Raw genomic sequence first — 11,783 nt, 5'->3', positions numbered from 1 at the left:
GAGACGCCCACCCCGTAGGAGCCCATGGTCGGGCGGACGGGCTTGCCGTTCTCGCCGAGCACGTCCACGGAGAACACGTCGGTGTACTTGCGGCCGAGCTGGAAGACGTGACCGATCTCGATGCCCCGGGCCGCGACGAGGGCACCGGCCCCGTCGGGTGACGGGTCGCCGTCGCGAACCTCGGCGGCCTCGATGGTGCCGTCCGGGGTGAAGTCGCGGCCCGCGACGAGCCCCACCACGTGCTTGCCCGGCTCGTCGGCTCCGGTGATCCAGCTGGTGCCGTCGACGATCCGCGGGTCGACGAGGTAACGAACACCGTTGGCTTGCAGCGCCTTCGGTCCGATGTAGCCCTTGACCAGGAAGGGGTTGGCCGCGAAGTCGGCCTCGGTGAGCAACTCGAACTCCGCGGGCTCGAGGGAGGCACCGAGACGCTTGTCGTCCACCTCGCGGTCGCCGGGAACACCGATGGCGAGCAGTTCCCACTTCCCACCGGGCTGCCGGGTCTTGACCAGGATGTTCTTCAGGGTGTCCGCGGCGGTGACGGTCCAGCCCAGATCGGCGCCGTTCGCCCAGTCGACGAGCGTCGCAATCGTGGGGGTGTCCGGAGTGTCGTGCACCTTCGCGGCGGGCAGACCGTCGAACGGCACCGGCTCGGGAGCCAGCGTCTTCACGGCCTCGACGTTGGCGGCGTAGCCCGACTCGAGGCAGCGGACGTAGGTGTCCTCACCGATCTCGCTCTCGGCGAGGAACTCCTCCGACGCGCTGCCACCCATTGCACCGGACGTCGCCGACACGATCACGTACTTGACGCCGAGCCGGCTGAAGATCCGCTCGTAGGCGTCGCGGTGCGCCCGGTACGACTCGGTGAGTCCTTCGTCGGTGAGGTCGAAGGAGTACGAGTCCTTCATGACGAACTCGCGGCCGCGGAGAATGCCGGCCCGCGGGCGCTCCTCGTCGCGGTACTTGGTCTGCACCTGGTACAGGGTGACCGGGAAATCCTTGTACGAGTTGTACTCGCCCTTGACGGTGAGTGCGAACAGTTCCTCGTGGGTGGGGCCGAGCAGGTAGTCGCCGCCCTTGCGGTCCTTCAGGCGGAACAGTCCGTCGCCGTACTCGGTCCAGCGGTTGGACGCCTCGTACGGTTCGCGCGGCAGGAGCGCGGGCAGGGAGATCTCCTGGGCACCGATGCCGTTCATCTCTTCCCGCACCACCCGCTCGACCTCACGCAGCACGCGCAGACCCAGCGGCAACCACGAGTAGACGCCGGGCGCGATGCGACGCACGTAACCGGCGCGGACGAGCAGCTTGTGGCTGGGGACCTCGGCGTCGGCGGGGTCGTCGCGCAGAGTGCGGAGGAACAGGTGGGACAGGCGGGTAATCACGGGATATCAGAATAGTCGGCTGGGACAGGGCCGGGCGCGTCGGTAGGGTTTCGTGCGTGCTGGTGCTACTTCCTCCCTCCGAAACCAAGTCCGACGGCGGCGCCGACGCGCCCCTCGACCTGGCCGAGCTGTCGATGCCGCAGCTCACCGAAACCCGCGAAGTGCTGGTCCAGGCGCTGGTCGCGCTGGCGGCGGACGGGGAGGCGTCGCAGCTCGCGCTCGGCCTCGGCCCCACCCAGGCCGACGAGATCGAGCGGAACGCCAAACTGTGGGTTTCCCCCACCCGGCCCGCACTCGAGCGCTACACCGGTGTGCTGTTCGACGCGCTCGACGCGAAGTCGTTCACCAAGGCCCAGAAGTCCAAGGCGCTGTCGCGGCTGGCGATGGGGTCCGCGCTGTTCGGTGCGGTGCGCGCGGGTGATCTGATCCCCGCCTACCGGCTGTCGGGCGGATCGAAGCTTCCCGGGATGGGCACTCTCCGGGCATTGTGGAAGCCGGAACTGAGCCGGGCGATCGCCGCGGAAGCGGACGGTCTCGTCGTCGACCTGCGGTCGGGGACGTACCAGCAACTCGGACCGATCCCCGAGGCCGTGATCGCCACCGTCCTCACCGAGAAGCCGGACGGCACCCGCACCGTCGTCAGTCATTTCAACAAGCACCACAAGGGTCTGCTGGCACGTGCGCTCACCGTCTCCCGCGCCGAACCCCAGGACGTGCGCGGGGTGGCACGGGTGGCGGCGAAGGCCGGCCTGCGCGTCGAGGTGGCGTCGGACCGCGAGCTGATCATCCTCACCGACTGACCTGTGAGTACTTATCAACCGCCCGCGGTTGATAAGTACTCACAGGGGCTTTATTCGGGCTTGACGGCCAGGACCGGTTTGCGGCAGGACAGCAGCAGGCGCTGGGCGGTGCTGCCCATCAGGAGCTTCCCGACCGGGGTGCGGTCGCGGATGCCGATCACGAGCAGTTCCGCGCTGGGCGCCGTCATGGCCTCGAGAATCACGTCGACGGTCTCGTCTCCCACGATCTGCCGGACCTCGTGGTCGACCCCGCTCGCGGCCAGCTTGCCTTCGAGTTCCTGGAGGTGCGCGTTGTCGGCGAACGACTGGTCGGCGAGGGAGTCGCCCTTCGAGGTGTTGATCACGAGCAGCGACGTCCCGCGCAGCTGCGCCTCCGCGACGCCGTGTTCGAGGGCGGCCCCTCCGAACTGATCGGGGGTKTATCCGACGACGATCATGCGTGTGCCTTCTCTCTGGTGTCGGTGGAGTCGCCACCGGCCGGTCCGTCGGGGAAATCGGGCGACGCGACGGGGTAGTGCGCGCGGACGACCTTGGCGACGAGGGGTGCGATGAGGAGCACTGCGATCACGATATAGACGATGATCGCGACGGGCTCGGTGAACAGGCTGCCCCAGTCACCGCCACCGAGCTGCAGGCTCTGCCGCAGTTGCCGTTCGATGCGCGGTCCGAGGATGACGCCGATGATCAACGGCAGCACCGGCAGCCCGAACCTCCGCATCATCAGACCCATCAGCCCGAACGTCAGCAGCAGCGCGAGGTCGAGCCACTGGAGGTTGACGGCGAACGCGCCCAGCGCGGCGAAGAACAGGATGCCCGCGTAGAGGTAGGGCCGCGGTGTGCGGAGCAGCTTCGCCCACAGCGGTGCGAGCGGAAGATTGAGCACCAGGAGCAGGAAGTTGCCGATGAACAGGCTCGCGATCAGCGTCCAGATCAGCAGCGGTTCCTTCTCGAACAGTGTCGGGCCCGGCTGGATTCCGTACGACACGAAGGCCGTCAGCATGACCGCGGCCGTGGCGTTGGTCGGCAGACCCAGCGACAGCATCGGCACGAGTGTGCCCGCCGCCGACGCGTTGTTGGCCGCCTCCGGCCCGGCGACACCTTCGATGGCGCCCTTGCCGAATTCGTCCTTGTGCTTCGACAGTTTCTTCTCGGTGATGTAGGAGAGGAAGGTGGGCAGTTCGGCGCCGCCTGCGGGTAGTGCGCCGAACGGGAACCCGTAGGCGGTACCCCGCAACCACGGTTTCCACGAACGCTTCCAGTCCTTCTTGCCCATCCACGGCCTGCCGACGGGAATGACCTCGGCCGGCTTGCGGCGGAGGTGAGCGGCCACCCAGAGCGCCTCACCGAGTGCGAACACGGCGACCGCGACGACGACGATGTCGATCCCGTCGGACAGCTGCGGGATGCCGAACGTGGCACGCGGCTGGCCGGTGAGGAAGTCGATGCCGACCAATCCGATCGCGAGACCGAGCAGCAGCGAGATGCATCCGCGGAGCTTCGAGGTTCCGAGGACGGCCGTGACGGCCACGAGGGCGAGCAGCATGATCGCGAGGTAGGACGGGGCTCCGAGGGTGACCGCGAAACTCGACACCATGGGCGCGAACAGCACCAGGAGCATCGTGCCGATCGACCCGGCGACGAACGACCCGATCGCGGCGGTCGCCAGGGCCTGCGCGGCCCTGCCGGCTTTCGCCATCTTGTTGCCCTCGATCGCCGTGATCACCGACGACGACTCCCCCGGTGTGTTCAGCAGGATCGACGTCGTCGACCCGCCGTACATGCCGCCGTAGTAGATGCCGGCGAACATGATGAACGCGGCGCTCGGGCTGACGTTGTAGGTGACGGGCAGCAGGAGGGCCACGGTCATGGCCGGTCCGATGCCCGGGAGGACGCCGACCGCCGTGCCGAGGAGGACGCCGATGCACGCATACAGCAGATTCATGGGGGTGGCTGCTTGCTCGAACCCCTGCAGCAGCCAGTTCAAATTGTCCATGTCAGAGAATTCCGTCCAGAATGCCTGCGGGCAGCGGTATTCCGAGCCCGACGTAGAACGCGTAGAAGCTGCCGAATCCGAGCACGGCCCCGATCGCGATGTTCCGCACCCAGTGCCGGCTGCCCAGAATGGTTGCGGCCCCGGCGAACAGGACGGTGCCGATGATCGCCCAGCCCAGGAAGTCGACGAGCGCGATGGTCACCACGAACAACCCGACGAGCAGTCCCACCGTCTTCCAGTCACCCGGCGAGTCCGGATCGACGTCCTCGCCGCTGTCGGCTTCCCCGGTGGAGCCCCTCAGGATCGCGACGGCCAGCACCACGGCGAAGACCAGCAGTCCACCGCCGATGACGAGCGGGAACAGTCGCGGGCCCACCGGGTCGACCTTCGCGAAACCTTCGCTCAGCGACAGTGCGTCGACGATGAGGAAGACCCCGACCACGGCCATCACCGCGCAGACGATGAACTGTGCGTAGTCCCGCCGCTTCGGCGCCGGGGCCGTGTCCGCGGAGACGGCGGACGGTTCTGCGGGCGCGGTCATGTCAGCCCCAATTCGGCCAGGGTGGACGAGACCCGCTCGTCCTGGTCCCGGAGGAACTGCTCGAACTCCGGTCCCGTCGTGAAGGCGTCACTCCAACCGTTCTTCACCAGGGCCTCCTTCCATTCCGGTGTGTCGTGCAACTTGTGGAGCGCCTCGACCATGTCGGCCTTGGCGCCGTCGGACAGTCCGGGCGGCGCCAAGATTCCCCGCCAGTTGGTGAAGGTCAGGTCCACGCCGGCCTCCGTGAGCGTCGGCGCGTCGATACCCTCGACCCGCTCGTTCCCCGACACCGCGAGGACCCGGACCTGGCCGGCCTCGATCTGGTCGACGTACTCGCCGAGTCCCGACGTGCCTGCGGTGATCTTCTGGCCGAGAAGGGCCGTCAGCAGGTCGCCGCCGCCGTCGTAGGACACGTAGTTCACCGCGTTCGGGTCCACTCCCACCGCGCGCGCCGTCTCCATCGGAAACAGGTGGTCCGGGCCGCCGGGCGAGGAACCGCCGCCGATGGTGATCGACGCCGGGTCGGCGCGCCATGCGGCCACGAAGTCGTCGATGGTCTGCAGTGGCGAATCCGCGGGCACGAGGATGCCCTCCTGCTCCTCGACCACCTTGGCCAGCGCGGTGGCCTCGGAGACGCGTGCGGTGGATCCGTTGGTGTAGCCGGCGCCGACGACACCCAGGCCCATCATCATCATGAGGTCGTCGTTGCCGGCCTCGTTCATCAGCCTGGCCATTGCGACCGTTCCACCTGCGCCGATCACGTTGAAGACCTCGACGCGGCCGGTGATGCCCTCGTCTTCCATGATCTTCACCGCGGTCCGCGCCGTGAGGTCGTAGCCGCCGCCCGGACTGTTCGGAACCATCATCCGCACTCTGTGCAGGCCCTCGTCCTCGCCGCGGGTGACCCCGCAGCCGGCCACGAGGAGGCCTACGAGCGCGAGCAGGAGCAGCGCGCGTACCCTGCTCCCGCTACCTGTTCTCGACATCGTTCCTCATTTCGCCATGAATGTGATCTTCCGCAATACTGAACCTCAGGGGTGATGTACGTCACCTATGCGAACGAAACGGAACTTAAGTTCATTGTGGTCACCACTTCATCCCCGCGTGCGTAGCCTCGCGGGCCAGGTCCTGCTCCTCCAGCTCGTCGTCGTCGGCGTCGTGCTGCTCGCGGTTGCCGCCGTGTCGGTCCACCAGTCGACCGTGGAGTTCCGCGACCTCCAGGGGCAGCGCATGATCGCGGTGGCCGAGAACGTGGCGTCGACGCCGGTGGTGCGCGACCAGCTGTCGGACCGCTCGGTCGAGCGCGTGCTGGCGCCGGAGGTCGATCGCGCCGTCAACCTGTCGGGCGCCACACTCGCCGAGATCGTCGCGCCGAACGGGGCGGTGACCGTGTCGTCCGATCCGACGCGGCTCGGGGTGCCCGCGGAACTCGGCGCCAGCGATGTGATGACCGGGCGGGCCTGGTCGGGCGACGTGGACGTCGACGGACGCCGCGCCATCGTCGGACACGTCCCGATCCTGTCCGCCACCGGGGACGTCCTCGCGGTCGTGACCGTCAGCGACGACTACCCGTCCGTCTGGGACCTGCTCAGCAGCGCGGGGGCGCGCCTGCTGTTGTATCTCGGAATCGGCGCCGGTCTCGGGCTTCTCGGCTCGTGGCTGCTGTCCCGCCGGATCAAGACCCACACCCGTGGACTCGAAATCGCCGAGATCGCAAGCCTTGCCGACCATCGCGAGGCCCTCTTGCACAGCATCCGCGAGGGTGTGGTCGCGGTGAACCCCGACGGGGTGATTACCGTGCTCAACGACAGCGCCCAGGAACTGCTCGACCTCACCGACGACGCCGTCGGCCGGCACGTCGACGACGTCGCGCTCGACCCCGCCGTCCGGCAGTACCTCCTCAACGGGGAGGACGGCCGCGACGTGGTGTTGTCGACGTCGTCGCGCATGCTCGCGCTGAGCCGGCGCGCGGCCACCAGCCAGGGGCACAAGATCGGCACCGTCACCACGATGCGCGACAGCACCGAACTGGCATCCATGCAGAGCCAGCTGTCCTCGCACAAGAGTGTCACAGACACCCTGCGGGCGCAGACGCACGAGTTCGCCAACCAGCTGCACACGATCTCGGGTCTGACGCAGCTCGGCGATTACGACGCCGTCACCGACTTCGTCGGCACCCTCACCCGCCGCCGAGCGGAGATCAGTGATGCTGTCACGCAACGCATCTCGGATCCGGCTGTCGCCGCGCTGCTGATCGCGAAGACGTCGCTCGCCGCCGAGACCGGGGTGTCGCTGACATTGGAACCCGACTCGCACCTACACGCCCTCGACCCCGAACTCGCCACCGACGTGATCACCGTCCTCGGCAACCTCATCGACAATGCCGTCGACGTGTCCGAGGGCGGCCGGGACGCGCGGATCTCGATCCGGATCACCGACGACGACGGCATCCTTATCGAGGTCGCCGATTCCGGCCCCGGAGTTCCCGAGACGATGCGGGAGGAGATCTTCTCGCGCGGTGTCACCTCGAAGCCGGGCACCCCCGGTGGCCGCGGAATCGGGCTCGCCCTGGTGCGTCTCGTCAGCTCCCAGCACGGCGGGTCCGCGGCCGTCTCGGACGCACCCGGCACCGGCGGTGCCTTGTTCACCGTCCACGTGCCGCGTAGCTAGACTCTCCGATCATGACGGGACGGCGTGGCGATGTATGAGGTCCTGGTCGTCGACGACGACTTCATGGTCGCGGAGATCCACCGCCGATTCGTCGACAAGACACCGGGGTTCACCACCGTCGGGGTGGCGCGGACCGCCGCCGAGGCCCTCGAATCGGTGCGGACCGCGCACCCCGACCTCGTGCTCCTCGACGTGTACCTGCCGGACATGTCCGGCCTCGACGTCCTGCAACGACTGCGTGCGGAGGGCAACGCCGTCGGCGTCATCATGATCACCGCCGCCAGGGAGATCGACACCGTCAGCCGCGCACTGCACGGCGGCGCCTCCGATTATCTGGTCAAACCGTTCGACTACACGCAGCTGCAGGAGAAACTCGAGAACTTCCGCCGCCGTGCCCGGGCCCTCGAATCACAGTCCGGCGCAGACCAATCCCTGATCGACTCCCTGTTCGGCGGCAAGGGCAAGAATCCGGAACCGAGCCGGCTCCCGAAGGGGCTCAGCGCCGAAACCGGGCGCCTGGTGCTCGACATCCTGCGGTCGAAGGGCGAGCTGTCGTCGACCGAATGCGCCGAACTCGCCGGACTGTCCCGGGTCAGTGTGCGCCGTTACCTCGAGCACTACCTGTCCGAGGGACTGCTGGAGGTCCGGCTCGAATACGGGGGCGCCGGCAGGCCCGTCCGCCGGTACCGGCCTGCCCCGCGCTGACCCGGTTCGTCAGGATCGGGTGCAGGCGCCGGCGAGGGCGAACGGTGTCGAGTCGCCGGCATCACGGCGCTCCGCGCGGTCCAGCAGGGCGAGCGTTCCGGAACCGAACGTCGGCGAGTAGGACACCGAGTCGGTGCACCCGCCGTGGTCGAGGCCTCCGACGAGGGCGACGACCCGCGAACCCACGACCCACGGGCCTCCACTCGTTCCCTCGCCGAGACCGTCGCAGACCACCGTCGGATAGCTGTCCGTCGACGTGGTCGCGGCGGTGCACGACACCGGACCGTCCCCGAGGGTCGGATAGCCGGTCACCGCCACGGTGGTCGCGGGTTCCGGCGCGGACGCCAACTCGAATCCCCCACCGACCACCGATTCGACGGCCGCCGGCACGGTGGTTCCGCTCGGGGCCACCCGGAGCACGGCGTAGTCGTGCTCCGGGTCCTGCGACTCCAGCCATGCGGGGTCGACGTAGATCTGGGACACCGTCCACAGTCCGAACGGGGCCACGCCGCGGTCGAATCCGGGTGCGAACGACAGCGCGCCGCCGGACCCCGCGATGCAGTGCGCGGCGGTGAGGACGAGGTCGCCGTCCGCGCTGTCCAGAACCGATCCGGTGCAGACGTGGATGGGCGTGCCGGCCAGGAACAGCGGACCGACGCGAGGATCCGGTGCGTCGGATGCAGGCGCGGCGGCGGCCGATCCCCCGGCTACGCAGGCAGCGAGGAGCAGGCCCACCGCGGCTGCCCCCGTGACGGACGTGCGGGAGGGCGTGACCACAGGACAATCATGCCCCGCTCGTCGCGCGAGGGCAGGCCGATTTCCGCTACCCGCCGCGCGTCAGCTGCGCGGCGGAAGCTGCTGCAGCGCCCACTCGTTGCCGTCGGGGTCGGCAAAGTACACGAAGCGCCCCCACGCCAGGTCCTGTACGTCGCTGACGGGAACGCCGCGGGCGGACAGCTCGGCGTGGGCGGCGTCGGCGTCGTCGATGACGATCTGCAACCCGTGCACCGAGCCGGGCGGCGTGTCGACCAGGCCCTCGCCGACAGCGATCGAGCACGCCGACCCGGGCGGCGTCAGCTGGACGAACCGAACGTTCTCGTTCACGCGGTGGTCGTGGTCGACGACGAAGCCGACCTGGTCGGCGTAGAACGCCTTGGCCCGGTCCACGTCGGACACCGGCAGAATGATCAGCTCGATTTTGTAGTCCATGACCGGATGCTATAGACGGACTCCGACAACCGGGCCGAAACCGGACCGGACCGCGTTCACGCCTGCTGCGCGGCCTTCTCGGCGGCCTGCGCCTGCGCGACCTGTTGCGGGGTGAAGCGGATGAACAGCGCGGCCAGTCCCGCGATGAGGGCGCAGCCGGCACTGCCGACGAGGGCGAACGTGTACCCGTTGCCGAGCGCCTCGAGTTGCGTCGGATTCATGTCGGCGACCTTGCCGGAGATGCCGCCGAGGGACAGCGTGCGTGAGGTGGCCATCGCCCCGATGACGGCGAGGGCGAGGGGTCCGCCGAGGGTCTGCGCCACCTGGGCGATGGCGGCGAGCGGACCGATCTCCGTCTCCGACACACCGGCGATGGCGCACAGCGGGAGCGGGACGACGGCGAGTCCGACACCGAATCCGATACCGATGACCGGCACGAACAGGTTGCCGAGATAGGTGGCGGAACTGTCGAGAGTCGAGCCGTACAGCAGCCCGACCACCATGATCGCGGCGCCGGCGACCACGAGCCACCGGGGCTGGATCCGCACGGCGAGCTTGGACGCCACCGCGGCCGCGCCGCCGAGGCCGAACGCGAACGGGATGAACGCGAGGCCGGCCTCGAGGGGGCTGTAGCCGAGGATGTCCTGGACGAACAACGCGACGAACGCGGCGACCGTGAACATCACGGCACCGGCGAAGAAGATCGCGACGAGCGTCGCCACCCGGTTCTTGTCGCGGAAGAGGGAGAACGGCAGCAGCGGGTTGTCTGCGGTCCGTTCGACGTACAGGAATGCGCAGAACAGCAGCAGACCGGCGACGAGCGCACCGATCACGTACGGGCTCCCCCACCCGAGTTCCGGACCCTCGGTGAGCGCGAACACGACGCCCGTCGCCGCGACCGTGGCGAGGACCGCCCCGGGAACGTCGAGGGCCAGGCGCTCGCCCGCGGTCTCCTTCAATGCGACGAACGCGCACCCCACGATGACGACGCCGATGGGCACGTTGATGAGGAAGATCAGTCGCCACGACACCTCGGTGAGGGCGCCGCCGATGATCAGGCCGGCGATCGACCCGATGCCCGTCATGGCCGCGAAGATCGCGATGGCCTGGTTACGCGCAGGGCCGGCGGCGAACGTGGTCGCGACCAGAGCCAGCGCCGTCGGGGACGCCACCGCGGCGCCGACACCCTGAAGGAACCGGGCGGCGATCAGCATGAACTCGCCCACCGCGAGACCGCACAGCAGCGAGGCGACGGTGAACAGGGCGACACCGCCGACGAACATCTTCTTCCGGCCGAACGCGTCGCCGAGCCGTCCGCCGAGGAGCATGAGGCCACCGAACGCCAGCGCGTACGACGTCAGCACCCAGTTGCGGCCGCTGTCGCTGAGACCGAGATCGGCTTGCAGCGGCGCGAGCGCCAGGTTGGCGACGGTGCCGTCGAGGACCACCATCATCTGCAGCCCGCTGAGCACGATGATCGCAAGCCCCATCACGCGGGTGGCAGCGGGCGGATTCACCGTGGCTCTCGCCGCAGACTTGTTCGACGCCGACGCGCCTTCGGGTACTCGGGATTCAGACACGAGGGTTCACGTTACCCAGCGTCCACAGAAAACCCGGCCACCGGCCCGATGACCACGATGGCAGGCGGCCGGATCTGCTCTTCCTTCACCCGGGCGGCGACGGTCTGGAGATCGGCCCGCACCGTGCGCTGCGTGCGCAGCGTGCCCTCCTGGATGACCGTGACCGGTGTGTCCACCGGACGCCCACCCTCCATGAGGACCGTCGCGAACGCCTCGATGCGCTCGACGGCCATCAGCAACACGATCGTGCCCTTCAACCGGGCGAGTGCCGGCCAGTCGACGAGGGAATCCGGGTGGTCGGGGGCGACGTGACCGCTGACGACGACGAACTCGTGGGTGACGCCTCGATGAGTGACCGGGATGCCGGCGGCCGACGGCACCGAGATGGCACTGGTGATGCCGGGGACGACCGTGACGGGAACACCCGCCGCGGCGCACGCCTCGAGTTCCTCGTAGCCGCGGCCGAACACGTACGGGTCGCCGCCCTTGAGCCGCACCACGAACTTGCCTGCCTTGGCTCCGTCGATGAGGGCGGCGTTGATCGCCTCCTGCGCCATCGCACGGCCGTAGGGGATCTTCGCGGCGTCGATGACCTCGACGTCGGAGCCCAGTTCGGCGAGCAGTTCCGGCGGGGCGAGGCGGTCGGCGACCACGATGTCGGCGCGGGCGAGCAGTCGCCGGCCGCGGACGGTGATGAGGTCGGGGTCGCCCGGGCCGCCGCCCACCAGTGCGACACCGGCCGCCGGGTGGTCGGCGGTGTCGGCGACCGCACCGGATTGCAGGCCCTCGACGAGGGCGGTGCGCACTGCGGCGGAACGGCGGTGGTCGCCGCCCGCCAGCACGCCGATGCTCATCCCGTCGTAGCTTGCGCTCGCGGGTGTGACGGCGGTGCCGTAGCGGGCG

At 68.9% G+C, this 11,783-nt stretch carries 12 protein-coding genes; 3 read left to right on the top strand and 9 right to left on the bottom strand.

Translation table 11 applies throughout. The features are described from left to right. Nucleotides 1-1,382: proline--tRNA ligase (locus AC1D1G_RS33110; protein WP_477955385.1), on the bottom strand; the 1,382-nt coding region annotated here is incomplete at its 3' end. 56 nt (nucleotides 1,383-1,438) lie between these two features. Between AC1D1G_RS33110 and yaaA the strand changes: the two genes are divergently transcribed. Then, on the top strand, nucleotides 1,439-2,182 hold the full coding sequence (gene yaaA, locus AC1D1G_RS33105; RefSeq protein ID WP_283334759.1) for a peroxide stress protein YaaA: 744 nt from the start codon (nucleotides 1,439-1,441) through the stop codon (nucleotides 2,180-2,182). Nucleotides 2,183-2,232: 50 nt separating this feature from the next. Here the strand turns inward: yaaA and AC1D1G_RS33100 are convergent, their stop codons facing one another. Genes AC1D1G_RS33100 through AC1D1G_RS33085 form a run of 4 tightly spaced genes read right to left on the bottom strand, consistent with a single transcriptional unit; the run spans nucleotide 2,233 to nucleotide 5,702 of the window. Further along, nucleotides 2,233-2,619, bottom strand: coding sequence for a universal stress protein (locus AC1D1G_RS33100; RefSeq protein ID WP_477955384.1), 387 nt, complete (start codon nucleotides 2,617-2,619; stop codon nucleotides 2,233-2,235). Then, nucleotides 2,616-4,175, bottom strand: coding sequence for a tripartite tricarboxylate transporter permease (locus AC1D1G_RS33095; protein WP_280784628.1), 1,560 nt, complete (start codon nucleotides 4,173-4,175; stop codon nucleotides 2,616-2,618). The genes AC1D1G_RS33100 and AC1D1G_RS33095 overlap by 4 nt, the downstream gene beginning before the upstream one ends. Before the next feature lies 1 nt (nucleotide 4,176). After that, on the bottom strand, nucleotides 4,177-4,716 hold the full coding sequence (locus AC1D1G_RS33090) for a tripartite tricarboxylate transporter TctB family protein (RefSeq protein ID WP_280784627.1): 540 nt from the start codon (nucleotides 4,714-4,716) through the stop codon (nucleotides 4,177-4,179). Next, nucleotides 4,713-5,702: a Bug family tripartite tricarboxylate transporter substrate binding protein gene (locus AC1D1G_RS33085; protein ID WP_280784626.1), complete on the bottom strand. Its 990-nt coding sequence runs from the start codon at nucleotides 5,700-5,702 to the stop codon at nucleotides 4,713-4,715. Before AC1D1G_RS33085 ends, AC1D1G_RS33090 begins: the two co-directional genes overlap by 4 nt. Before the next feature lie 67 nt (nucleotides 5,703-5,769). Here AC1D1G_RS33085 and AC1D1G_RS33080 point away from each other — a divergent pair, with 67 nt between their 5' ends. Together AC1D1G_RS33080 and AC1D1G_RS33075 are read left to right on the top strand one after the other, a co-directional pair. Next, nucleotides 5,770-7,386, top strand: coding sequence for a sensor histidine kinase (locus tag AC1D1G_RS33080; protein WP_283353845.1), 1,617 nt, complete (start codon nucleotides 5,770-5,772; stop codon nucleotides 7,384-7,386). Nucleotides 7,387-7,416: 30 nt separating this feature from the next. Next, nucleotides 7,417-8,091, top strand: coding sequence for a response regulator (locus tag AC1D1G_RS33075; RefSeq protein WP_025432363.1), 675 nt, complete (start codon nucleotides 7,417-7,419; stop codon nucleotides 8,089-8,091). Nucleotides 8,092-8,100: 9 nt separating this feature from the next. Here the strand turns inward: AC1D1G_RS33075 and AC1D1G_RS33070 are convergent, their stop codons facing one another. From AC1D1G_RS33070 to cobA, 4 genes are all read right to left on the bottom strand, one after another. Next, entirely contained in the window at nucleotides 8,101-8,868 is a 768-nt protein-coding gene (locus AC1D1G_RS33070; RefSeq protein ID WP_280784624.1) for a trypsin-like serine peptidase, read from the bottom strand. Nucleotides 8,869-8,928: 60 nt separating this feature from the next. Then, nucleotides 8,929-9,300 carry a glyoxalase superfamily protein gene (locus AC1D1G_RS33065; protein WP_105419330.1) on the bottom strand — a complete coding sequence of 124 codons (372 nt, stop codon included), beginning with the start codon at nucleotides 9,298-9,300 and terminating at the stop codon, nucleotides 8,929-8,931. A 56-nt stretch (nucleotides 9,301-9,356) separates the two neighbouring features. Further along, on the bottom strand, nucleotides 9,357-10,790 hold the full coding sequence (locus AC1D1G_RS33060; protein ID WP_105419418.1) for an MFS transporter: 1,434 nt from the start codon (nucleotides 10,788-10,790) through the stop codon (nucleotides 9,357-9,359). Nucleotides 10,791-10,891: 101 nt separating this feature from the next. Beyond that, nucleotides 10,892-11,783, bottom strand: an 892-nt coding sequence (gene cobA, locus AC1D1G_RS33055; RefSeq protein ID WP_477955382.1) for a uroporphyrinogen-III C-methyltransferase, incomplete at its 5' end; no start/stop codon positions are given.

Source organism: Rhodococcus sp. P3_B8, assembly GCF_056402775.1.
Note: the sequence above shows the minus strand (reverse complement) of the source record. Positions and strands in the feature narration are given on the sequence as shown.